The organism is Streptomyces sp. NPDC058086 (assembly GCF_042885015.1).
Taxonomy (GTDB): domain Bacteria; phylum Actinomycetota; class Actinomycetes; order Streptomycetales; family Streptomycetaceae; genus Streptomyces.
This window is the reverse complement of record NZ_JBHVST010000052.1, coordinates 23,612-46,090: the sequence shown is the minus strand read 5'-3', so window position 1 is coordinate 46,090 and position 22,479 is coordinate 23,612. Positions and strand designations below refer to the sequence as shown.

Genomic DNA, 22,479 nt, shown 5'->3' with positions numbered 1-22,479 from the left:
GCACTTTCGTATTTCCTCCCGGCTTCCGGCATCATCTCAACCGAAACGGCGAGGCTAACCCTGGACATCACAGCTACGGCTCCTCTGGCCAGCTCGTCAACCGGGTGCCCGCCGCTTCGTCGTCCAAGGTGACGCGGGCTCCTTCCCGGCTCCCGTAGACGCCAATCCACCTCGTGGTCTTGTCCTCCGCTGTGGCCAGCTCGTCCCACCAGCCTCCAGAGTCGGGCGGTCTCCGGCCCACAGGGTGACCCGGTAGCGGCCCTGTATGGGTCTGCCCGCCGCCCAGTTCAGGCGGATTCCGGCGATCATGCAGTCCCGGCACTGGTCGTGCCAGCGCAAGCCGAGTTCGGCGAGGTCGACGACGCGGGTAGCGACCGCGAGCGCCCTACAGAAGCAGCAGCGGCGCCGGTCGGGCGAGAGCATTTCGATACGGGCAAGCCAGTCGGCGCGCACTGGGTGCGACGGGGCGGGGTCCAGGCTGGCCGGGTCGACGCCGAGGAAAGCGAGCCGCTCCAGGTCACTAGGCATCGCGTCCTCCTTTGCGCTCACTCTTGTCCTGTGCCACTGAAGATTGAGCGTGTGTCATCGAAATCTGAGTGGCCTGTGTCACTCGTGGTCGCCGAGGGGCGGTCACGAGTGCCCCAGGTCGACGACCAGATCGCATCGGGAAGCGGCGGCGCTCTGTCGCATCGCCAGGTGCCGGAGTGCCAAGGGCTCATTCAGCCCACATCCCGAGCCGCTCGGCCAGGAAGGCGATGATCTCGTTCCGGGCCTGCATGGTGGGGTGACCGTCCTGGTCGACGAGGTGTGCCGTGACGACGCTGTGGGCGCAACCGACGACGTCACGGAAGAAGGGCGGAGGGTTCGTGTTCGCCGTCTCGGCTTTGAGTACGCGGCCGTCGAATGCGTCCCCGAGCAGCGCTCGGTAAGCCGCGAACCGCTGACCAGTGCACCACCTGTCGTTGTCGAAGCGGTAGGCGAGAACCTTCAATCCCTCTCGCGCTACGCGTTCAGCCACGGCAGCAGCGTCTTCGGCGCTGATCTCCAGACCGCCGGGATCGTCCAGCGGAAGCGACGGATGGTTGACCACGGGTGCGATGACAGCCGGTTCGAGCGCCATGGTCAAGGCGAAGTTGCCGGTAAAACACAGACCGACGGCGCCGACGCCAGGCCCGCCACGCTCGGCGTGCGCCAGGCGGGCGAGGCCGCGCAGCCATGTGACGACGGGGCTGGTGCCGCCACCGGCGAAGGCTCGGAACTCGGCGCTGACGCAGGCGCGTCGAACGACGGTCTCGCCTGCCTCGGCGAGCGGATAGGCACCGTCGACGCCGAAAAGAGAGGGCAGGTACACGGAGAAGCCGGCATCACGCACCCACCGCGCGAACCGCGCGACGTCGGGGCTGATACCCGGCATCTCGGGCATGAGGATGACTGCCGGTCCTGACCCGGCAACGTACACGGTCTTGTCGACGTCATCGACGCTGACGGCTCTCCGTGAGAAGTCGTCCAAGGGGTCGCTCTGTCCTCGCATGATTGTCATGACCGAGATGATGACGAGCGGCCGCCCTTCTGAGAAGCGGCGGCATCGCCACGTATCACGGTAATATCGCCACCCGTTCAAGGTGCCGGAGGGGCCGCATGAGTCCGCTGCGCGTTGGTGTGCTGGCCTACCCCGGCTGCTTCGCGTCGGAGGTATTCGGCGTCCCTGACCTCCTGGCAATGGCAACTCACGTCGCCGCGGCGCAAGGGTCGGTTCAGCCGGCCTACGAGGCGTCGGTCATCTCGCCCCGGCGTCGTGTGATCGCGGCCGGCGGCTCGGTCCTCGACGTCTCGGCGGTTCGCCCGGTGGACGTCCTGATCGTGCCGGGATTCGAGCTTTCGCCCACGCTCGATCTCGACGCGACACTCGCAAACCTGAGACCGGAAGCAGCGTCGATTCGATCGCAGGCGGCCTCGGGGACCGCTGTCGTATCGATCTGCGTGGGCGCCTTCCTGGTCGCTGAAGCCGGGCTCCTCGACGGGCGCCAAGCGACCACGTCCTGGTTGTTCGCGGATCGGTTCGCCCGCCGGTACGCCGACGTGCGCCTCCGCCCGGAGAGCTTGGTCGTGACCGACCGGGGGGTGACGACCACAGCGGCCTTCAGTGCCATGTACGACTTCGCCCTGCAGTTCATCCGCGAGCACGACGGCCCCCGCGTCGCCCGTAGCACCGCGCGTATCGCGCTTGTTGATGATGCGCGTTCCACGCAGGCTCCCTACGTCGACCCGGGGCTCATACCCACTGTGGGCAGGGAGTTCTCGCTCAGCGTCAAGCGGTGGCTCGACCAGAACCTCCGTGCTCGCTATGACCTGCCCACCCTCGCCAAGGAGTTCCACGTAAGCACGAGAACCATGCTCCGCCGCTTCGGCGACGAAGCCGGCGAGACGCCACTCGCGTACCTGCAGACGGTCCGGGTGCGTCGAGCCAGACACCTGCTGGAGACGACCGACAGGACCGTCGCGAGCATCGCCGCCGACGTCGGGTACGGCGACCCTGGGGCGTTCAGCGGCATCTTTGCCAGACATACGGGCCAGCGGCCGAGGGAGTACCGCGCGATATTCCATCGTCGCTGCGACCACCACGGGTCAACCCGACGAACGGAGACTTGAGACCCGCCCGCGACGGCAACAGGCCCCCTCAAGGCCGGGCCAAAGCGCAGGCCTCCGCGAGCCCACAACCCCTACCCCTGGCACACCAGCACCCCGGCTGGTCAAACTTCCCTAATCCCTTGTCAAGGGCGTTCCGAAGGAGCGGTAGTTCCTGGGGGCGTTCGAGTGCCGGACCGCGACACCTCGTGGCTGCCGGGCGGACAACGCCTCGCTTTAGACAGCGTGCGCGGTCCTGGTGTTCATGGTGGTGGCGGCCGCGTGGACGCTGGGCGGATGCCCAAAACTTCCCAGGCGTCGATGCCTCAACGTAGAGCGGCGACGCCCGTCGCCTTCGTGACCGCCACCAACCACCACGTGATGGGTGTTGACGTGTGCGGGCACCGAGCGGATACCTCCCCGGATCTGGGCCTTCAAGGCCTTTGGCCAGAGAGGTGGGGGTCGATGCCCTCGCTCGTCAACACCACCTCGGTGATCACTCACACCTGCACTCTGAGGAGGAAGGCCTTGATCTGCTGCGGTACCGACTGGGCGTAACGCACCCACGACGTCGCCTTGGTCGACGACGCCGGCCAGTTATTGGCCAAGCGACACATCACCAACGACGCGGCCGGCTACCAGCTGCTCTTGGAGTTGCTCGCCAAGCACGGCGACACTGAAGAGGCCCCGATCAGCTTGAGTACGGCTTCGGCGCCGGAGAGGCCCCAACGGGTGCCGGTGATGTCCAGACGGTCTTTGGCCAGGTGGCGGCATGCTCTCTCGATGATGCCGGTGGCGATCGGCTAACTGCGTCCCAGAGCGGTGTCGTAGCGCAGGTGTTCGGCCTTGCGGGTCAGGTAGTTCACGGCGTCGTCGATGCCCTTGCGCTTGGTGCCGCGCAGTCTTGCGGCTCGGGCGGCCGCTTTGAGCGCGGCGGCGGTCTGCTGGACGCCACCGGCCAGGAGGGCGCGGGCGTGGCGGGCGACCCATGCTTCGGCGGAGGCGTCGCCGGTGTCGTGCAGGCACCAGGCTGCTCGCCACAGATATTCGAGCACGTGGATCAGGTCGACGATGATGTGGATGTCCGCGCGCGCTGTTCTGCTTCGGTCTTGATGAGGTCGACCGGACGGGCCGTCACGCGTCCCGCAACAGGAGGATGGGTCGGCCGCGCGGTGAGGGGTCTGCCGTGGCAGGTCCTTTTCCGCGCGGCCTCCCGCCGAACCGGACGTGACGGTTTCCCGTCATCCGGCTCTCCAGTGACTACAGCGTGAGCGATTCAGGCTGCTCGCGCAGGACACACAGCGCCGTTGCGGCGATCTGCATTTCGCATACCTCCCGGGTCTGGTGTGTCCGAGTCACCTGGCCCCCTTCGCCCTGTGAACGGCTTTCCCGTCCTCCCTGGCCGGTCGTGACTCCGGCGACTACTACGGGGCCTCCGTCGCCATAGGACTCGCGTCCCGCAGGCGATCCCACGTTCGTCCCTGTCTGTACGTTCTAGCGCGACACGGGCGTCCCACTCATCTCCTTGAATGCCCTCGCTGGGCATCGCTCCGCACCCCGGAGGTGCACGGGGGCACGATCGAACCCCGCGCAGGGTGCGGCGCCGGTTTCAGCTGTCCTTCCGGCGGATGAGAACTTACATCTGCTGGAGATTGGGCTTCAAACAATCCAGTCTTCGCCATATCGCGCGGGCTTCCCAGCACACCGTCTCCGACAACTGAGCCCGGTCACTGGTTTCCTGACATGCTGTTGTCCCCTTCACCCTTCGGATCCAGGTAAGTCATCAGGCCCAAGAACCTCCCTCCAAGTTCCTCCCGGCTGAACCGGGGATACAAACAGAGCGCCTCGTGGCCCACATCGTGTGCTCGGCAACCATTTCGTCTGCCCGTTGGTCATGTCATCGGGGTTCATAGGGTCCTGACAGCAAAGAACAACACTGGAACGGGGATGCATGACCCAGGCGGAGCACAGGGGACGGGTCGACGTGGCCACGAGGCGTGAGAACGAGGGGGCGGTCGCACCCAATGTGTCGCTCCCGCGGGCGGCGCCTGCGGGGCGGGTGATCGTAGCCAGGCCGGCCGTCCGCAGGGACCGGCTCGCCGCGCTGGACGGCCTGCGGTTCCTGGCGGCGCTGGCGGTGGTGCTGTTCCACTTCGTCGGCCAGACCCCCTGGTCGATGATCACGATCTGGGGCCGCCCGTATCGGAGCACGTTCCCCGAAGCGCATGGGTACTTCGCCTACGGCCGGCTCGGCGTCGACCTGTTCTTCCTGATCAGCGGGTTCGTCATCTGCATGAGCGCATGGGGGCGCACCCCGCGCGACTTCTTCATCTCGCGCGTCACCCGCCTGTACCCGATGTACTGGATCGCGATCGTGGTGTCGGCGTGCGTCATCTACCTGACCAACAGCCCGTTCGGGCACCCCAACCCGCGGCTGCTCTTCGCGAACTTCACGATGTTGCAGACCCCGCTCGGCGTGGACAACCTGGACTCGGTCTACTGGACGCTCTGGCCGGAACTCTGCTTCTACCTCACCTTCTCGGTCGTGGTGTGGAAGGGCCTCAGCTACCAACGGGTCGTGATTTTCTGCGGGTTGTGGACGGTCGCCGCGGTGCTGGCGCCCGGCGCCCAGATCCCGTTGCTCTCACTGATGGTCAACCCGACGTCCGCCCCGTACTTCATCGCGGGCATGGCCTTCTACCTCATGCACCGCTACCGGCCGACACCGCTGCTGTGGGGGATCGTCGCCATGTCGTGGCTGCTGGCGCTGCACTTCCTGCTGGCACCCGGCGGCGGCCGCAACAACTGGGCCACCTGGGCACCTTGGCGCGGCTGGCTGATCGTGGTGACCACGGTGTTCTTCCTGCTGATCGCCGCCATCGCACTCGGCTGGACCCGCTGGATCCGCTGGCGCGGCCTGACCGTCGCCGGCACTATGACCTTCCCGCTGTATCTGCTGCACGACACCATCGGCATGACCATCGCGCACTACTACGGCGACCGGGTCGCCCCCTGGGCCCTGGTCGGGGTCACGGTGAGCGCATTGATCGTCCTGGCGTACCTCGTGCACCGGTTCGTCGAGCGGCCGATCGCACAGGCCATGCGGCGCTGGCTGAACACTGCGGCCTTCGGTCTGCAGCCTCCGACGCCGCGCCGCTGAACGGACGGTGTCCCGTCCTGCCCGCTCCCTGAAACGGTGAACGCGGTGCAGGCCCGGGAGGGACGAACGTCAATGGGTGCAGATCTTGTGAGGGTGCCTCGTTGGAGTGATTCGCAGGGGTTTGGGATGTGGCCGGTCGCGTCGGCTTCTACCGTCGCCGGGGTCGAGCCCGCCGTGAGGCGTGCGGGTGCTGAGCAAGGGTGGGTGTGCGGTGCCGTCGTTGATCGAGACTCTTACCCTCGCCGTTTCTGTTGGGGTGATGAGGCGTCGCCGAGGGGTAACTGCCGCGTGGCCGACGTGATTTCGGTGCTCGGGCATGGCGGAGTCCCGGCGCGGTGGTCGGGTTCTCCAGGGTCCTTCGGGTCGTGGCGGGCGGGGTTTGCCGGTCAGCCGGTGGGACGGGGCAGTACGGCGAGGCGGTGGAAGGCTGTGGCCAGTTCGTTTCTCCAGGGCCAGGTCGCCGATATCCGCGCCGGCAGCCTGCCGCCGAGCGGCAAAGTGCACTGCTGCGCGCCCACCGCGAGTGGATCGCCGCGTACGGGAAGGAACCAGGAGCGCCAACCACCCCAGCCGGCCTCGGCGTTGCCGATCCCCGGCGGGGCGGAAGGGTCCGTAACCACCTGCCGGACGGCCCGTTGCCCAAGTGAGCCTGACGACGTGCCCACCGTACGGCGCAAGGCTTCCCGCTCCCCTCCGGCCAAGGGCCGCCCTTACGATGATCACCGTGACCACCCGCCGCACCCTTGGCACCGGCCCCGACGCTTCCGCACAGAACATCCGCGCCGCCCAGGCCGACCTTCTCGACACACTGCCCGGCATCCACCTCCCAGACCTCGGCGAGTTGCGAACCCGCGGAATCCTCAGAGCCCACCCCCACAGCGCCGCCGAACCCCCGACGAACCCTCAGCGCCGGCTGCACAAACGACACGGTGCCGGACACCTCCGACCCACACCGGGCCGGGTAGACGACGGCAGACCGCCCGGCCCGCCGTGTTCGAGCCACCCACCTCAGGGCCCCGGACGGCCACCCGTCCGGGGCCCTGCTGCGTCTTCGTGCCCTCACGCCCTCAGGGACTGGGTCGCACCGCGTTCAAACAACCGATCGGCTGCCGGTCCCCTCAGATGATCGAGGGAGGGACCTCCACGTCCAACAGCCCCGTTCAGAAGTCGCGCGGCTCCGGCTAGGGAGCCCACGACGGAGGCTGCTACGCGCCCCTCGCGGGCAGCGGATGTGAGCGCCGAGGTCTTCCCGGCCCTGCTCGCCGCCTCCACCGACCCGGCCGGACTGCGCCCGCTGCCCACCGCCGAGGCGCCAGTCGAGGCCGAGGAAGACCCTGCTGAGGGAGACCCCGGCACGGAAACAACGACGGATCCCACCACAGCGTTCCCGGAGACGGACAGGGGCGAGAACTCCGGCCAGGAGGGCATGGCGCAGGAGGTTGAGGAGAGCGAGGCGCGCGACCTGTGCGCGCCGGAGATCCGGGTCCTGGGCCTGGTCGACGTGACGGGCGTGGACAGCACCGGACACGGTCCACGGATCGCCCAGCTCGCCGCGCTGCTGTACTTCCGGCCCGGACGCAGCGCGGACATCCTGTGCGCTGGCATGGACCCCGTCAGCCCCTGGTCGGCGAGCACCCTCAACGCCCGGCTGCAGGAACTGCGCCGCTCCCTGGACAGCGATCCCGCCGGCCACCCCTACGTTCCCCGCCGCAAGTCCGGCGAGGACCCCTACCGGCTCTCCCCCGGCGTGCGCTGCGACTGGACTCGCTTCCTTCAACTCGCCGAGCACGCCCTGCCCCTGGGCCCGGCCGGCCTGCCCGACCTGGAAAGGCCACTCGCTCTGGTGCGGGGCCGGCCGTTCGGAGGCAGACCCCTGCCCTGGGCCGAGCCCTACCAACAGGAGATGATCACCCGGAACATCGACGTGACACACACCGTGGCCACCTACCGCACCCCCACGGGTCCGCACCACGACCTCAGCACGGCCCGTCAGGCCATCGCGACCGGCCTCGACGCCGACGACACAGCAGAGCTGCTCTACCGGGACTGGATGCGAATCGAGGCCACCGCCGGAAACCGACAAGGCCTCCACACCGCCATCACCCGCATCCAACAGGTCAACCGGGCCTTGGACTGCTCACTGGAGATCGAAACCGAACAACTCATCAACGAACTGCTCAACGGCTCGGGTGCGACAGTGAGTCCTTCTCGGTAACGTCTCGTGACGGTTCGTGACCTTCGTCAGCTGGTGCGACCGTGCTCCATCTGGAGCAGGACGAGGGCGGCGCGGGTGATCCGGGTGATCGCCTTGGGGTCGAGACTGACCCTGCGCAGAGCCTTGAAGGTCACCTTGAGCAGGGCGTTGGCGCGTTCGGCCACGCCGTGGACGCCTCGGATGACGGAGTTGAACGCCTTCGCGTCGTCGGTAGGTTCGCCGCCCTTGGGTTTCTTGACCGGGTGGCGGAGGCCGGCCCCGGCGTTCTGGTAGCCGAGGTCGGTCAGGGTGGGGATGTCCAGGGTGTCGGCGAGCCGAGTCAGGGCGGCGATCAGGCCGTGGGTACGGGCGCAGGTGGTGTCGTGCTCGCAGCCGGGCCGGACCGGCGAGACCCAGAGCGGCCAGCCGTCGGGGGCGGAAATAGCCTGGACGTTGCCGCCGTGGTGCTTGTGCTTGTCCGGTGATTGCCCGACCACCACAGGCCGGCCTTGTTCGGGCCGGGGGCGGCGACGCGATCGGTACGGATGACGGTGCCGTCGAGGTTGAGGTGTGTAAAGCCGGCCACGGCCGCGCGCTCCAGTGCGGTGGACCCTGGTAGGAGCAGATCTGCGAAGAACAGGTTCCGGGTACCGAGAGGCTTCACGCGTTGACCAGTGTCACCTACACCGGCGTGCTCGATGTCAGCCGGGCCACTGCTGAGGCCCTCGCGAAGCGGCTGCTCGAACGCCGCGAGCGTCTCGGGACCCGCAAGGGAACCCGCGCCCTGGGGCCGTTCAAACAGAGCGTGTTGATCCTGCGCTGGTTCCTGGACGGTGCCCGGCTGACTCAACTCGCCCGCGACAACCACATCGGCGTCTCGCGTATCTGATGCCGGGTCAAGCCCGTCTGATGTCCCTAGTCAGGAAGATCTCGAATCTGTCGGACGGGCGGCATACTCTGAGCCCCGTCCGCACTATCTGGGAGAGTCATGACAAGTAGGTTCACCGAGTTGACCGTTGACTGCCACGATCCGGAGAGGCTCGCGGCCTTCTGGTGCGAGGTCCTGGACTTCAAGGTGATCGACCGGAACGAGGGCAAGGTAGAGATCGGCTCCTGGGTGCCGACCATCGAGGATGTTCGGGCCCGCCAGATGCCGCCCACCCTGCAGTTCATCCAGGTGCCCGAGGGCAAGACCGTGAAGAACCGGCTTCACCTCGACGTCAGCCCGATCGACGGCAGCACCGAGGACGAGGTGACCAGATTGCTCGGCCTCGGCGCCACTACGACGGATGTAGGCCAGGGCTCAGACCGAAACTGGGTGGTCATGGCAGACCCCGAGGGGAACGAGTTCGACGTCCTACGCACCCTGGCACCGCAGAACTAGGCCGCGAGCGGGCACCCGCAACCCGTCACACACCGCAACCATCACGTTGCCGAGAAGACCTCAGTGCGCATCTAGGATCCGCAACTCCCTTGTCAATGACTATGCGTAGTACCGGTCCTCGCTGGGCTCTTTCAATCTCCTCTGAGTATGCGCTGCCCGTCCTGCGTACCGTTCCGCTTCAGCTGAGTGGCGGTACCAAGGTTGCGGGGGTGGGGCCGTCGGGGCGGACGGTGATGCCGTACACCGCCTTCGCGGGAGTGGAGGAGAAGGCCAGGGTGTAGACCGGCAGCAGGTGTTCAAGCAGGACGGTCGATTCGCGGAGCGCGAATTGCAGTCCGAGGCAGGCGCGGGGCCCCATGCCGAAGGGGAAGTAGGCGCCCGGGTGGGTAGGTCGGCCGTCCGGGATGATGAAGCGCCGGGGGTCGAAGTGCTCCGGGTCTGACCACAGTTCGGGATCGCGGTGCGTGAGGTATGGGCAGATCAGGATGTCGGTGCCCGCCTCGACGGCGTAGCCGGCAAGGGTGTCATTCTCGGCGGCGTGGCGGGGCAGGATCCAGGCGGACGGGTAGAGCCGGAGCGTCTCGTGGACCAGAGCCTGGATGGCCTGGCGGCGCCCAGCTGAGCCTTCGCCGCCGGCGGCGAGAGCCTGCTCGCGGGCAGCGGGGTACCGGTCGAGGAGCAGGTAGAGCCAGGTCAGGGTGGTGGCGGTGGTCTCGTGCCCGGCCACGAGCAACGTGACCAGTTCGTCGCGGATCAGCTGGTCGGTGTACTCGGGGCGCTCAGCGGCGGCGTCGGTCAGGACGTGCAGCAGGCCCGGGCCGTCGGGGCCGGCCGCCCCGCTGCGGGCGGCCTCGATGGCGTGCCGGGCGACTGCATCGATCCGGGCGAGATCGGCGGCCACGGCGTCCTGGGCGTCGATGACGTCAGCGGGCAGAGTCGGAAGGGCGGTCGCCACGGCTGCCACGGCGGCCAGTTCGCGCTCGGTCCCGTCGTCGAGAGGGTGCCCGGTAAGAGAGCGCCAGATGGCGTCCAGGGCGAAGCGGCGCATCTCCTGCCCGACATCGAAGGTCTGCCCGGTACGGGCGTAGCCGTCCCAGCGCCCGGCGGTGGTCCAGGCAGCCTCGGTGATCCGCTGTTCGTAGCGGCGCATCCCGGTACCGGTGAACTGGGACTGCAGCAAGCGGCGTTGGCGCTTCCACGCCTCACCGGTGGCGGCGAGGACGCCGCCGCCGATCAGCACACGGGCGCGGTGGGAGCGCTTGACGTACCGCTCCGGGTGCCGGGCGAGTACGTGCTGGACCGCCTGCGGGTCGGTGACAAGAACAGTGGGGGCCGGCCCGAGGCGGAACGCGGCGATGCCGCCGAACCGCTCGCGCACCTGGGACAGCAGCTCGACCAGTTCACCTCCGCCCGATCGCCACCGCTCCACAACTTCAGGCTCGGCTTCGGGGACCGGCCGCCCCGTTCCGGGAACGTACGGAAGGGAGCCGAGACTGGCTTCGGTGTCCATGTTTCTTCTCCTGGTCAACCGTTGGGCTTGGCCGTAACGGAGCACTGGCAGAACGGACTGTACGGGAGAGGGTACAGATGGTGACAGTCCGCCCCTGCGTGGCCACTGTCCGGGCATGGCCCGGATCCCGCCGCCCTGCGCCGCGCAGCCAGACCCGAGGCCAAGGCAGTGGCGGAGGCAGTGGTCAGCTGCCAGAAACAGAAGCTGTCGAAGCCGCAACCGGGCAACTGGGGTGTCCCGTAAAGGAGCTTCGGGGTCCGCAGTGGGCTATCCCATGACTGCTCGGGCCGCGTCGAGAATGGCCAGCCTGTTGTCCTCCAGGTGGTCACGCACGCTCTCGCTGTCGGGCAAGCCTTACCACACGGTCCGGTTGAGGTCGAGGAAGTACTTGCGTGCTGCGTCATGCGCCCGGGCGGTCGGAGCGGCGCGATCACACCCGCTGGCCCGCCGGCGTCGTCGTCACCGAGGACCCCGGCCCCGAACTCCCGCCCCTGCTCCAGCCGCCGGGGATCACGACGAACTACCCCCCGCTGCGATCCATGTCGTGACGAAGAAACCGGGTTGACTTGCTCTCCCTGCTGAAGCAGGGAGAGCAAGTCAACCGCCCACACCAAAGCTCCGATCCGATCCCTGGTACGGCAACGGACCACACGCCCGTTCGCATGCGGGTCAGGCTCGCCGATTCCACGACGGGTCGCGGCCCGCCAGTCCCAGAGCGCGGTCAAACAGCGGCGCGGTCGTAGGCACGCCGACTTCGGGGCCGAACACCCCGTACTGCCTGGCCATCTCGGCCTTGTCGGCAATGTCCTCGTACAGCGCCGCCGCGAGTTCCTCGTCCACGTTCAGCTTCTGCCCGGTCGCCACCGCCAGGTCCCAGCCGTGCAGCAGCCACTCGCCCAGCACGATCCGACCGATGAAGCGGGCCGGCATCCGCCCGCTCCCAGTCAGCGCCGTCTCGCCGACCCACGCCTGCGGATCGCTCCAGACGGCGGCGGCCGCCGCCGACCGGACGGCATACACCTCAGCCCAGTCCGGCTCCGCGATGAAGTCATGCCCCTGCGCCACCTCATCCGGCCGGGCCTGAGGAGGCTGCTTCAGGCCCGCGGCGTGCCCCCGCACGCCGGTGAAGAAGATCAGGTGATTCAGGAGTGCCCCGACCTTCATCTCCAAGCACGGTGTGCTTCCGCCGAACTCGTCCGGCCCTATCCCGCGCACGATGTCCACCGCCGCTTCCGAGGCCCGGGCCATCAAAGATCTCGTCTCCATGCCATCCCTTCCCCACTTGCCATCAGACACGGTAGACAGGACGGCGATGACGGGTATTGAACAAACGCGACAGCGGGCCATCCTCGACCCGCACACTGCGGCTGAGCGGTTCCAGCTCGCCCACGAGCCGGCTCCGGCGGATCTGACCCCATTCGTGGACAGTTACTGGATCCTCCACTGGGACCTGACCGCACCACACCGGCAGCAAGTCCTCACCTACCCGGTGGTCCACCTCACCTTCACCACCGGCGGGCAGGCCCAGATCACAGGCATCGTCAGCGACACGTTCACCCGAGAGATCTCTGGCACCGGCCGGGTACTTGGCCTGCGATTCCGGCCCGGCGGCTTCCGCCCGTTCCTCACCGCCCCGGTGTCCACCCTTACCGACCGAGTCCTGGAAATCGAAGAGATCTTCGGCCCGGCAGCGCGGGCAGCAGCAGACGCCATCATCGCCGAACCCCTCGTGCCCACCGCGCTCGAACTGGCAGCCGCGCTCGTGCGCGGCTTCCGGCCCACTCCTGACCCCACCATCGACAAAGCCGCCAGGCTGGTCGAGACGATCAGCGCCGACCCTTCTGTTCTACGGGTGTCCCAGCTCGCCGCGATCGCCGACATGAGCGCGCGCCAACTGCAGAGACTGTTCGCCGAGTACGTCGGCATCGGACCCAAGTGGGTGATCCAGCGAGCCCGCATTCAGGAAGCCGCCGCACGCGCGGCCACGGACCCGCAGGACTGGTCCGCTCTCGCCGCCGAACTCGGCTACGCCGATCAAGCACACTTCACCCGAGACTTCACCGCATCCATAGGCACCTCCCCGGCACAGTACGCGAGTTCGGCGCGACGCCCCAATGACTTCAGGCCGACTCGGAATGAGTAATTCAACTTATCCACAGGTCCTGCCAATGAGTCCACCGATCGCGGCCACCAGGGCATGAGTCAGGATCTGACGCCAGGGGCCTACGACGCGAGTGAGCTGAAGGGGGTGTCATGTCATTCCTGATAGAGCCAGATCTGGCAGGTCAACTTCGAACTCGACCAAACCGGCGTGCGCGTCAGCCGCCAACACGATCTGATCCCGCAATTCCTCACCTGACAGCACCCTTCGGCTCCCCGCGGCAGCATCTCCCACCGCCACGCCCACGGCAGCGTACTTCGCGAAGGATCCCCGCTAGCAGGCAAGTACGAGTTCATCGACGAGATTCGGCTCGACAGTACGGAGTACGCATACAGCGTCGAGTTCATGTGCGGACGACTCGGCGTCTCCAGATCCGGCTACTACGACTGGCGATCCCGCCCGGAATCCGCGACGGCCCATCGGCGCGAGGAACTGAAACTCCTCATCGAGAAAGCCTTCGACATGTCCGACGGCACCTATGGGCACCGGCGCATCCAGGCCCAGCTGCACCGCTGGAGCGTCACCGCGGGCCTGGAACTGGTCCGCCGGCTCATGCGCGAGCTGGGACTTGAGCCCTGCCAGCCACGGCCGAAAGAGGTTCAGCCTCACCCAGGCCACGGCTGGCCAGGTGCCGGACCTCGTCCCCCGCGACTTCACCGCTGACACACCTGGCGAAATGCTCGTCGGCGACATCACCTACATCGCGACCGGAGAAGGCTGGCTGTACCTCGCAATGGTCATCGGCTGCTGCACAAAGGAAGTCACCGGTTACGCGATGGACGACCATTACCGACCCCCCCTGATATCCGGCTCATCACAGAAGAGGGTGTAGTCGGGGTCTGTCGGTTTTCGAGGTCGTCTGCATGGATTTTCACGCTTGGCTGCACTCCTGTCGAGGCGAGGCGAGACGTGCGCCGGGGAACGAGCTATGCACCGTCGCTGCCATCGCGCAGGGAATGGATCATGCTCTGCAGGATCCGGAGTGCGCCTGACTGCTCGGTCTCGGTCAGGCCGGCCAGCATTCTGACCTCGACGGACCGGACCGCTACGGTCGCCTTCTCGAGGCTCCGTCGGCCGCGAGGCGTGAGCCGCGTGGGAAGAACCTTCCCGACGGGGGCCTCCGCAGGCCTGGTCACGTAGCCCTCTCGTTCCAGGGCCTGGAGCAGCACGTTCATCGATTGCCGTGTCACGAATGCGCCCCGCGCGAGCTCGGAGTTCGACAAGCCCGGTCGTTGAGCCAGCAGCTCGAGGCAGGAGTAGTGCGTCACGCTCATCCCGAGCGGCCGCAGCACCTCCTCCATGGCTGCGCGGAGGACGCTCGACGCCTCTTTCAGCAGGTAGCCCAGAGACGTCTCCAGGTCGACACCGTCTTGATTCATGTCAGAATTCTGACATAGATTGGCTCGTGTCAGAAAACTGACACGAATGAAGGAGCATCATCATGCCCGCCACCGGCCCCGACTTCATCTCGCTCCAAGCGCGCGACCTCGACGCTTCGCAGGCGTTCTACGAGCAGTACCTCGGCCTCGTCCGCTCGCAGGCCGGACCTCCGCACGCCGTCGTCTTCGAGACGAAGCCGATCGCGTTCGCACTCCGCGACGTCGTTCCCGGCACCGATCTCGCATCCGTTGCTCAGCCCGGCATCGGTGCCGCGATCTGGCTCCACGCCACAGACGTCCAGGCCATTCACGATGCTCTCGTCGCCGACGGTCACACCATCGTCTCCGCACCGATCGACGGCCCCTTCGGCCGGACATTCACCTTCGCCGACCCCGACGGCTACCAGGTCACTCTCCACGACCGCGCCTGATACGCCCAACGCCACCGGACGATCACCGGTCCCCGAAGACCGCAGTTGCGCCCGAGGCTCGAGAATCCGGGCGACGTTTGTTTACCCAGGGTGATCACTTTTACGGCACAGTCTCTTAGCTCTTCGCAGTTGAGGATGTTGCTGGCGGCGCGTCGCTGCCGGGTAGGGGGCGAGGTCTTCCGAGGGTGAAGGTTCCTACGCCGCTCATCCGGAAGACCTCGACGTGCGTGACGCTACCTTTGTTCGCCCTGACCTGACCACGCTCTGCCGCCTCGACGAGCTCGGTCTTGAAGTCGTCGGGCAACGGCTCGAACCCGACCGTGCCGTCTTGGCCTGCCGGGTCGTGGAGCCGGATCGCTGGTGCCGCCGTTGCGGATGTGAGGGCTCGACCCGAGACACCGTCGTACGCCGGCTCACGCACGAGCCGCTGGGCTGGCGTCCGACGACTCCGCTGGTCACGGTGCGCCGCTATCGCTGCGGCGGCTGCGGGCACGTGTGGCGCCAGGACACGTCTCGGGCGGCCGAACCGAGGGCGAAGCTGTCCCGCCGCGGGCTGCGGTGGGCGCTGGAAGGAATTGTGGTGCAGCACCTCACCGTCGCCCGCGTGGCCGAAGGGCTCACGGTGTCCTGGAACACCGCCAACGATGCGGTCCTGGCCGAGGCCAAGCGGGTCCTGATCGATGACCCGCACCGGTTCGACGGGGTGCGGGTGATCGGCGTGGACGAGCACGTGTGGCGGCACACCCGTCGCGGCGACAAGTTCGTGACCGTGATCATCGACCTCACCCCGGTCCGGGACGGAACCGGCCCCTCCCGGCTGCTGAACTTGGTCGAAGGACGATCGAAACAGGCGTTCAAGGAATGGCTCTCGCAGCAGGAGCCGACCTGGCGCCAGGCCGTGGAAGTAGTCGCCATGGACGGGTTCACCGGGTTCAAGACTGCCACCGCCGAAGAGCCGCCTCACGCGACAGCGGTGATGGACCCCTTCCACGTCGTGCGCCTGGCCGGTGACGCTCTGGACCCGGTGCCGGCGCCGGGTCCAGCAGGACCTGCACGGCCACCGAGGCCGCGCCGGCGACCCGCTCTACGCGGCCCGCCGAGTCCTGCACACCGGCGCGGACCTGCTCACCGACAAGCAGCACCAGCCGATCCAGGCCCTGTTCACCACAGGCGATGGCGACCAGCATGTCGAGGTCGAGGCGACCTGGGGCATCTGCCAGCGGATGATCGCCGCCTACCGCCAGCCCGACCGCGCCCGCGGGCGGGAGTTGATGCAGCCCCACCCCCAGCACGGGAAGAACGCCCCACGCTCCGGTGCTGTCGCGGTGCACGCGGACGCACGGGCACGCCCGCTACGCCCTATCGCCTGCATGTCTCCTCTGGCGCCCGCACGGCTCTTGAGGCGGAGTGGGGCCAACGGCCTGCCGGTGCTCCGGTAGCCGGTGATGGCGGACACCAGTGCACGGGGGTCGCGGTGGCGGGCGGCTGCGTGCCAGTCACCGTGTTCGTCGCGGCGCCGGCGGTAGTGGGCCTTGGCACCGGGTGACCCGTTCGGAGCCGCGAAGGCCCACAGGTATCCGGCGTGGTTGCGCCGGTCGTTCTTCACCCAGCAGCGGGTGATACTCGCCTTCTTGCCGGAGGCGCGGGTAATGGGCGAGGACCCGGCGTACGCCATCAGTCCACGGGCGTCGGCGAAGCCGTGCTCGTTTGCCGCGCGTTCGCGAGCGATGAGCTTGTTCGCTTCCTTCTGCGCGGCGCTCAGCTGACGGCTGCGGGCGGCGCGGTAGCCGGTGATCACGACCGGGTTGTCCACATCGTCGTCCAGGCCGAGGAAACCGAGGTCGGCGAACGCGGCGAGGCCCACGGCGCGCAGGTGGGAGGTGATGTGGCCGTGGCGGGCGGCGGTGACGTCGTGGGTGCGGCCGTCAGAGGCCGCGCGGAAAAGGGCCCATTCAGCAGGCACCTCGCCGCGCGGCCGCCGCGTGGCTTCACGGCTTCCGACGCCTGCGCATGCGCTGGGAACGCCGGGCCGACGCGCGCGAAGCCTTCCTCAAACTGGCCTGCTGTCTGATCACCTACCGGCAACCCGGCTCGTTGTGTTGGCCGTTGTTACGGCTCGGGCGTGCTCCACTGCTCGTCGGCGCGGCCGCCGTTCCAGTCCCAGAGTTGGACACGTCCGTTGTTCTCTCCTGCTGTCTCGGTGGCGGCGTCAAGGTAGCGGAGTCCGTTTCCGTTTTGCAGGTAGATCGTGTCACCGCCGTTGGGGCTCCACACATACCACTGCTGGTAGACCGTGCCGTTGCATGACCAGAGCTGTATCCGGTTTCCGTTCTGGCCGCCGCCAGCGGAGTCGGCGTCCAGGCACTTGTTCCCTGCCACGTTGTAGACGGTGTACCAGTAGGGGTTTCCGGAGACCGCACGGAATTTCCAGTGCTGATAGCTGGTGGAGTTGCAGCCCCAGACGTGAACCAGGTCCCCGTTGCTGCCGATATGGCCGGAATCGGCGTCCAGGCAGGGGACCCAGTTGGTGCGAGAGTTGTTGAGATTCTCGAACACTATGGCGTCGGTGATGAAGTTCGGGGTGACCTGCTGGGCGGGTTGCGACTTGGGCGCCGAGCTCGCGGGCTTGTCCGCGAAGCTGAACGGCAACGTGGCGGACCCGGTAGGCGCTGCCACGGGCTTGGCAGACGCGGCCTGTGCACTGGTCGAAGCGGCGCCGGCGGCAGCGGCCGCCAGGGCCACCGCGGCAAGGACAGAGATGCCTAACGTGGGGATACGACGCATGAGTTGGTGAAGCCCTTCATGTACATGACCTTCGCGCCAGGCCAAGACTCGCTTGGTCGGCGCAGGTCTTCAGGAACCCTGACGGAACTGAGAGGCCCTGCACCTGTTGAATGTGACGCCGAAAGCCCGATCGTGATATGCGTCACTTCGCCCGTTCTGGCTTTGTTCACGAGAACCGGTTCTGGCTCAACTTCCGTGAAGCGCGCACGGTGAGTGACAGCTGCTGCTGGATCGGGCGCCGGGAAGTTGCCTCAAAATGATCAGCCCTCGCTGTGGTCTGGCTGACAGTTCACGGCCGTGGAGGAGACGACGACGCTCCGGCTGGAGGAGCTGCTGTTCCCGTCGATCGCGGATATGACTGTGCTGTCCGTGGAAGTGAATGACGAGGCGGTACAGATCGAGGCACGCAGTACGGCGGCTGAGGCTGCGTGTCCGGTCTGTGGAAGGTGGTCGAGCCGAATACACAGTTCCTACCTGCGGTTTCCTGCTGACGTGTCGAGCGCGGGGCGGCGGGTGGTCCTCTGCCTGCGAGTCCGCAGGTTCTTCTGCCTGGACGCCTGGTGCGCACGGCGTACGTTCGTCGAGCAGTTGCCAGGGCTGACCCGTACGTACGGCCGGCGGACCGTGGCGGCAGCCAGTTAGCCCACCTGGGGGATGTGGCTGTGCCGATCAGCGGTCCACGCGGTCTCCTGTGCTTACATGGCGCCAGGAGGCATATGGCATGGCTGACGAGCGACAGCAGGACACCCGCTCCCGGCTCACCGCGTCCCGGCGCCGTGTGCTGGCCGCGGCCGCCCTTGCGCCTGTGCTCACCGGTGTGCCTGCCGGGGCCCGCGCCCTGCAGTTCAGTGCCGCCTTGCCCCACTCTGCGGCCCGCATCGGCCGCCCGCCCTCAACTTCCGCAAGCTGCTCACGCCCCGGGGCAGCCTTGAGCCCGAGCCAACCTTCCCGCTACCACGCCCCGAACCGCCGTCCATTCTGTGATGCCCGTTACGACGCAGGTCGCCCACCGCACCGCCCGCGCCATCGACCTCCGGCTGACAGCAATACCGGACCCTGAGGGGTGTTGCAATGACCAAGGCACATCGGACACTTAGTGGTCTCGTTTCGAAGCTCTTCGGGGGTTGACTCCGGGGTCAACTCCGCGGATGGGATGGTCAGGCCCCGTCGAAGGTGATCCCGGCGTGCGGTCAGCTCGGCGGCCAATGGAGTGCCCCCGTGCCGCGTGCAGGACGACCTGAACGATCTGGTGGCCCGGCTCGACCGACACACACCCGCCGACCGACAAGAGGAATCCTCCGTCGCCCTGGCAGCCTGATCAACCGCGAAGGACTTCCGGAGTTGACCACTTAGGCTGGGGCTGTGAACCGCACCGATCGCTTGTACGCGCTGGTCGAGGAACTCCGAGCGGTGGCGCCGCGGCCACGCAGCGCTCCGTGGCTGGCGCGGCGGTTCGAGGTCAGCGTGCGCACCGTAGAGCGGGATCTTGAGGCGTTGAGGCAGTCCGGCCTGCCGATCCGCAGTAACGCCGGTCGGGCCGGGGGATACAGCCTGGACCGGGACCGTACGCTACCGCCCGTGACGCTCAGCGCCGCAGAGGCCCTCGCCATCAGCGTCGCGCTTCGGACGGCGGCGTCCACACCGTTCGCGGCAGCCGCACACCGCGCCGGTCAGAAGGTGCTGGCGGTGCTGCCCACCGACGTGCGACAGCGGGAGGAAGCGCTCGCGCGGCTGGTATACCGGGTCGGGGACCACGCGCCTGGCGGGAACGGCGTGATGAGCGAGGTCATCGTCGAAGCGATGGTCGACAAGCGTGTCCTGCACCTCACCTACGCCGACCGGGCCGGCGCGGTGACAACGCGCGACGTCGAGCCGTTGGGGCTGTTGTGGGGGCCGAGCGGCTGGTATCTGGCGGCGTGGTGCCGGCTGCGGTCAGCGGTCCGAGGCTTCCAGCTCGACCGGATCACCTCGCTGGAGCGGTCGGGCGAACAGGTGGCGTCCCGGGAGCCGCACTGGCGGGCCGAGCTGAAGCGCCTGGACGCCGAACCGTTCGCTTGGTGACCTGGAACACCGACAGGACGGTGTCGCGAGCTGTTGTGATGCTGTTCGTCATGGACAACGAGAAGCGCATGATCATTTGGTGCCGTATGTGGAACGAGGACCCCTCCTTGGCGCACGAGCTGATGTCCGACGATTGCGTGCAGTGGTCGGCTCAAGGCGCTGGCCTGGACACGGTGGTCGGCCCGGACGAGCAGGAACGATTCGTTGTCGGGTACCGCGCTCGGCATGTGAACCTATTCAGCCCGCGGGTATTCGTCGACGCCGGTGACCGGTTCGCCTACCTGTGGGACGTGAGGAAGGCTGACGGCCAGGTACTGACCGGCATCGACGTCAACATTCTCCAGGACGACCGCATCCGAGAGAACTGGACGTTCGTGGCGGAGCGGCGTTGTGAGCAGCCCGATCCAGGACCCGAGGCCGCCGACCGTACTGACCCTGCCACGATCGAGGACCTGTGCCACCGCTGGATGCAGCTTCGCAACGGCCGGGCCGAACTGGCCATGGAGGTGGTGACGGGCGACTTCGCCCTGTTCTCGGGGGCCGGCAAGGTCGGCGACGCGCACGGCCCCTCCGAGCTGGCTGACCTGATCGAGCGACAGGCCGAAACCGACGACCCGCCCGCCTTCACGATCCACCGGCAGCCCGTCGTCGACCCCGCGCGAGGGCACGTGGCGTTCCTCTGGACGGCCGAAACCAGGGCGGACGGTGCCTTCGTCGGCGGAGTCGACCTCCTGACAGTGCGAGCCGGCCGGTTCGCGCGCGCGTGGTCACTGACGGGGGCTCGTTCATTCCGGTACTGAGACCTGCGCCCACCCCACGCAGAGCGGCACCAGTTGGTGTCGGCGCCGCAGGACGTAGGCAGCGAGGTGTTCGTGAAAGGGGCAGGGATGAGCTGTCCCCGCCTTTCACGCCGCCACGGCTGTCACGCTTGTGGGGCTCGCAAAGTCATCGCTGCAGGTGGGAGGTTGGGTGCGGAGCCATCGGGGTCACGTACTGGCGTGCGCAGCAACAATCTTGGATCTTCATCACCGACTGGGACTTCCGCCCCAAGGCCGAGCGCATCCTGGGCCTGTAGGCCCGCAGCTGGCAAGGCCACCCACTCGGACCGGACGAGTACGTCATCAACGCGGACGAGAAGACCTCCATCCAGGCCCGCTGCCGCTGCCACCGCACCCTGCCACCGGGCCGGGCCCGGGCGATGCGGGTGAATCACATCTACGGACGCGGCGGTGCCCTGGCCTACCTGGCCGCCTACGACGTCCACCGCGCGAAGGTGTTCGGCCGCACCGAACCCAGGGCCGGCATCGACCCGTTCATGAACCTGGTCACCCAGGTCATGAGCCACGAACCCTACGCCAGTGCCGGACGAGTGTTCTGGATCGTTGACAACGGCTCCTAGGTCCAGGGCGATGATCTGTGCGTACGGCAAAGGCGCTGCTCCGCGCAGAGTGGCTGCCGTTTGGGCTCGCTGCGGAGACCCGCTGCGCAGGGCAGCAGCGCCGACGGCGGTGAGGCCACATTCCGATGGCAGCGGCAGCCGAAGCTCGCAGGATTCCCCGCCTGCTTCTGATCGTCACAGGGCGGCCTTGCCCAGCATCCGCGTTGTGCTGTCTATGTATTTTCCAGGTGAGGTCGGTGGCAGGCATGCGCACGTGATCTTGCGTCGCAGCTGGTAACCGTTCACTGTGCCGCCTCTGCTGCGATGGCCTGCAGGAGTTCGGCAGCGGCTTCTGCAAGCTGAGGGTCGTCGACCTGGCCAGTTCCTTGAATGTAGGTTGTCCGGCCCGCACCGCCTGCTGCGATGCCGCTTCCCACCCGACCTGCTCTGTGTAGTTACTGTCATACTTTGCAGGGGCCGCCTCTGCGGCGGCACTCCACTGGCGTCCGTTGAAGACTTTGAGCAAGAGTGCGAGCACGTCAGCCTTGCACGCCACGTCGGGAGCGTCTGCCAGTTCGACCAGGAACGGAACCGTGGGCGCGGTCGCCTCTTGTACGACGAAGCCGAATTCACAGATGAGGTCGGCGAGTTCGTCCACCGCCATGCTCGCGGTTTCCTCGTCGGACCATGCTGCCTTGGACAACAGGGCGGGAATGTCGCGAGTTGTTGCTCCTCGAGCGGCGCCCAAGTCGCCCCACTGGACGCGTTGCAGGCCTTTGAGAACGGTTCCCATATCGTCTCACCCGCCTCCGTATGTATCGATGATGTTGAGCCGGTCCATGAGTCGCCGGCAGGCGGGGCACCCGGGAAGGAGTCCTCTGTTGCGCGCGTGGCCGAATGGTTTGTGCACCATAGCCAGGCTTCGGCTGCCGCGGACCAGGTCACCGGCACCGAGGGCCTGAGTGATGCAGCCGACTCTGTAGCGGTGATCTTTCCGGTCTTGGTTCCGGTGGGTCCGTCGGTATCGATGGTGACGTCGACGAGTTGTTTGTCGCCGCTGCCCTTGGTGAGAGCGGTGACTGTGCGTGGCCCGGCTTCATCCGTCTGGGGATCGGTGGCGAGGACGGTGTCGCCAATCCTGACGTCCTTGATCGGTTTGCGGGTGCCGTCGGCCATCAAGACGGCGGTGTCGCCGGTGAAGCTGTTGGACATGCAGTGAAGCTGTTGGACATGCAGCTCCCGGCGGCGCGGGAAGCGAGCTTCTGGAGTCCACCGGGGTCGCGCCGGTGGCGGCGATCACGGCGACCACGGACAGATTGCGCTCCGGCCAGCTGTGGGACGGCATCCGGGCCTCGATGACCGGGCGCCGGTCGGCCTCGGTGACGGTCTCGGCGCCGGCGCCATCTCACCTA

At 67.4% G+C, this 22,479-nt stretch carries 22 protein-coding genes and 5 pseudogenes; 16 read left to right on the top strand and 11 right to left on the bottom strand.

Annotated elements, in window-relative coordinates; genetic code table 11:
* Positions 1–96 precede the first annotated feature (96 nt).
* Positions 97–528: a hypothetical protein gene (locus ACFVWD_RS32965; protein WP_389601479.1), complete on the bottom strand. Its 432-nt coding sequence runs from the start codon at positions 526–528 to the stop codon at positions 97–99.
* A 187-nt stretch (positions 529–715) separates the two neighbouring features.
* On the bottom strand, positions 716–1,531 hold the full coding sequence (locus tag ACFVWD_RS32960) for a dienelactone hydrolase family protein (RefSeq protein ID WP_389601470.1): 816 nt from the start codon (positions 1,529–1,531) through the stop codon (positions 716–718).
* Positions 1,532–1,638: 107 nt separating this feature from the next.
* Here ACFVWD_RS32960 and ACFVWD_RS32955 point away from each other — a divergent pair, with 107 nt between their 5' ends.
* Positions 1,639–2,649: a GlxA family transcriptional regulator gene (locus ACFVWD_RS32955; protein WP_389601408.1), complete on the top strand. Its 1,011-nt coding sequence runs from the start codon at positions 1,639–1,641 to the stop codon at positions 2,647–2,649.
* A gap of 552 nt (positions 2,650–3,201) precedes the next feature.
* Positions 3,202–3,432 carry a hypothetical protein gene (locus ACFVWD_RS32950; protein WP_389601477.1) on the top strand — a complete coding sequence of 77 codons (231 nt, stop codon included), beginning with the start codon at positions 3,202–3,204 and terminating at the stop codon, positions 3,430–3,432.
* On the opposite strand, the gene ACFVWD_RS32945 is transcribed toward ACFVWD_RS32950, so the two are convergent.
* Positions 3,429–3,680, bottom strand: coding sequence for a hypothetical protein (locus ACFVWD_RS32945; RefSeq protein WP_389601475.1), 252 nt, complete (start codon positions 3,678–3,680; stop codon positions 3,429–3,431). The genes ACFVWD_RS32950 and ACFVWD_RS32945 overlap by 4 nt on opposite strands.
* Positions 3,681–4,609: 929 nt before the next feature.
* Here ACFVWD_RS32945 and ACFVWD_RS32940 point away from each other — a divergent pair.
* The gene (locus ACFVWD_RS32940; RefSeq protein ID WP_389601407.1) at positions 4,610–5,785 is read left to right on the top strand and encodes an acyltransferase family protein; all 1,176 of its coding nucleotides are present in this window, start codon (positions 4,610–4,612) and stop codon (positions 5,783–5,785) included.
* A 386-nt stretch (positions 5,786–6,171) separates the two neighbouring features.
* Here the strand turns inward: ACFVWD_RS32940 and ACFVWD_RS32935 are convergent, their stop codons facing one another.
* Positions 6,172–6,405 (bottom strand): hypothetical protein, encoded by a 234-nt coding sequence (locus tag ACFVWD_RS32935; RefSeq protein WP_389601405.1) that lies wholly within the window; start codon positions 6,403–6,405, stop codon positions 6,172–6,174.
* Between the two features lie 611 nt (positions 6,406–7,016).
* Between ACFVWD_RS32935 and ACFVWD_RS32930 the strand changes: the two genes are divergently transcribed.
* Entirely contained in the window at positions 7,017–8,000 is a 984-nt protein-coding gene (locus ACFVWD_RS32930) for a bacterial transcriptional activator domain-containing protein (protein WP_389601403.1), read from the top strand.
* A gap of 26 nt (positions 8,001–8,026) precedes the next feature.
* On the opposite strand, the pseudogene ACFVWD_RS32925 reads toward ACFVWD_RS32930, so the two are convergent.
* Positions 8,027–8,589, bottom strand: a pseudogene (locus ACFVWD_RS32925) (transposase family protein); the annotation flags it as partial.
* 57 nt (positions 8,590–8,646) lie between these two features.
* Here ACFVWD_RS32925 and ACFVWD_RS32920 point away from each other — a divergent pair.
* Together ACFVWD_RS32920 and ACFVWD_RS32915 are read left to right on the top strand one after the other, a co-directional pair.
* Positions 8,647–8,859: pseudogene (locus ACFVWD_RS32920) on the top strand (IS5/IS1182 family transposase); the annotation flags it as partial.
* A gap of 108 nt (positions 8,860–8,967) precedes the next feature.
* Positions 8,968–9,363, top strand: a complete 396-nt coding sequence (locus ACFVWD_RS32915) for a VOC family protein (RefSeq protein WP_389601401.1) — start codon at positions 8,968–8,970, stop codon at positions 9,361–9,363.
* 178 nt (positions 9,364–9,541) lie between these two features.
* Here the strand turns inward: ACFVWD_RS32915 and ACFVWD_RS32910 are convergent, their stop codons facing one another.
* On the bottom strand, positions 9,542–10,873 hold the full coding sequence (locus ACFVWD_RS32910) for a cytochrome P450 (protein ID WP_389601399.1): 1,332 nt from the start codon (positions 10,871–10,873) through the stop codon (positions 9,542–9,544).
* A 392-nt stretch (positions 10,874–11,265) separates the two neighbouring features.
* Between ACFVWD_RS32910 and ACFVWD_RS32905 the strand changes: the two genes are divergently transcribed.
* Entirely contained in the window at positions 11,266–11,421 is a 156-nt protein-coding gene (locus ACFVWD_RS32905; protein ID WP_389601398.1) for a hypothetical protein, read from the top strand.
* A gap of 121 nt (positions 11,422–11,542) precedes the next feature.
* On the opposite strand, the gene ACFVWD_RS32900 is transcribed toward ACFVWD_RS32905, so the two are convergent.
* A complete protein-coding gene (locus tag ACFVWD_RS32900; protein ID WP_389601396.1) occupies positions 11,543–12,097 on the bottom strand; it encodes a TIGR03086 family metal-binding protein in 555 nt (184 codons plus the stop codon).
* Between ACFVWD_RS32900 and ACFVWD_RS32895 the strand changes: the two genes are divergently transcribed.
* A complete protein-coding gene (locus tag ACFVWD_RS32895) occupies positions 12,090–13,016 on the top strand; it encodes a DUF6597 domain-containing transcriptional factor (RefSeq protein WP_389601395.1) in 927 nt (308 codons plus the stop codon). The two genes, ACFVWD_RS32900 and ACFVWD_RS32895, sit on opposite strands and share 8 nt — an antisense overlap.
* A gap of 363 nt (positions 13,017–13,379) precedes the next feature.
* The gene (locus ACFVWD_RS32890) at positions 13,380–13,697 is read left to right on the top strand and encodes an IS3 family transposase (protein WP_389601393.1); all 318 of its coding nucleotides are present in this window, start codon (positions 13,380–13,382) and stop codon (positions 13,695–13,697) included.
* Between the two features lie 263 nt (positions 13,698–13,960).
* Here the strand turns inward: ACFVWD_RS32890 and ACFVWD_RS32885 are convergent, their stop codons facing one another.
* Entirely contained in the window at positions 13,961–14,413 is a 453-nt protein-coding gene (locus ACFVWD_RS32885; RefSeq protein ID WP_389601391.1) for a MarR family winged helix-turn-helix transcriptional regulator, read from the bottom strand.
* 62 nt (positions 14,414–14,475) lie between these two features.
* Here ACFVWD_RS32885 and ACFVWD_RS32880 point away from each other — a divergent pair, with 62 nt between their 5' ends.
* Together ACFVWD_RS32880 and ACFVWD_RS32875 are read left to right on the top strand one after the other, a co-directional pair.
* Complete coding sequence (locus tag ACFVWD_RS32880; RefSeq protein WP_020549970.1) at positions 14,476–14,844, top strand: VOC family protein; 369 nt, start codon at positions 14,476–14,478, stop codon at positions 14,842–14,844.
* Between the two features lie 223 nt (positions 14,845–15,067).
* Positions 15,068–16,118 (top strand): annotated as a pseudogene (locus ACFVWD_RS32875) (ISL3 family transposase); the annotation flags it as partial.
* Positions 16,119–16,321: 203 nt separating this feature from the next.
* On the opposite strand, the pseudogene ACFVWD_RS32870 reads toward ACFVWD_RS32875, so the two are convergent.
* Positions 16,322–16,540 (bottom strand): annotated as a pseudogene (locus ACFVWD_RS32870) (IS110 family transposase); the annotation flags it as partial.
* 284 nt (positions 16,541–16,824) lie between these two features.
* Between ACFVWD_RS32870 and ACFVWD_RS32865 the strand changes: the two are divergent.
* Positions 16,825–16,929, top strand: a pseudogene (locus ACFVWD_RS32865) (IS5/IS1182 family transposase); the annotation flags it as partial.
* Positions 16,930–16,953: 24 nt separating this feature from the next.
* Here ACFVWD_RS32865 and ACFVWD_RS32860 read toward each other — a convergent pair.
* Positions 16,954–17,520 carry an RICIN domain-containing protein gene (locus ACFVWD_RS32860; protein WP_389601390.1) on the bottom strand — a complete coding sequence of 189 codons (567 nt, stop codon included), beginning with the start codon at positions 17,518–17,520 and terminating at the stop codon, positions 16,954–16,956.
* Positions 17,521–17,982: 462 nt separating this feature from the next.
* On the opposite strand from ACFVWD_RS32860, the gene ACFVWD_RS32855 reads away from it, so the two are divergent.
* The 4 genes from ACFVWD_RS32855 to ACFVWD_RS32840 all read left to right on the top strand — a co-directional run bounded on the left by ACFVWD_RS32855 (position 17,983) and on the right by ACFVWD_RS32840 (position 21,088).
* Complete coding sequence (locus tag ACFVWD_RS32855) at positions 17,983–18,270, top strand: transposase family protein (RefSeq protein ID WP_389601469.1); 288 nt, start codon at positions 17,983–17,985, stop codon at positions 18,268–18,270.
* 720 nt (positions 18,271–18,990) lie between these two features.
* The gene (locus ACFVWD_RS32850; protein WP_389601388.1) at positions 18,991–19,689 is read left to right on the top strand and encodes a helix-turn-helix transcriptional regulator; all 699 of its coding nucleotides are present in this window, start codon (positions 18,991–18,993) and stop codon (positions 19,687–19,689) included.
* Between the two features lie 50 nt (positions 19,690–19,739).
* On the top strand, positions 19,740–20,489 hold the full coding sequence (locus ACFVWD_RS32845; RefSeq protein WP_389601386.1) for a hypothetical protein: 750 nt from the start codon (positions 19,740–19,742) through the stop codon (positions 20,487–20,489).
* A 404-nt stretch (positions 20,490–20,893) separates the two neighbouring features.
* On the top strand, positions 20,894–21,088 hold the full coding sequence (locus tag ACFVWD_RS32840; RefSeq protein WP_389601384.1) for a hypothetical protein: 195 nt from the start codon (positions 20,894–20,896) through the stop codon (positions 21,086–21,088).
* Positions 21,089–21,262: 174 nt separating this feature from the next.
* Here ACFVWD_RS32840 and ACFVWD_RS32835 read toward each other — a convergent pair whose 3' ends face one another.
* Entirely contained in the window at positions 21,263–22,243 is a 981-nt protein-coding gene (locus tag ACFVWD_RS32835) for a hypothetical protein (protein ID WP_389601467.1), read from the bottom strand.
* Between the last annotated feature and the right edge of the window lie 236 nt (positions 22,244–22,479).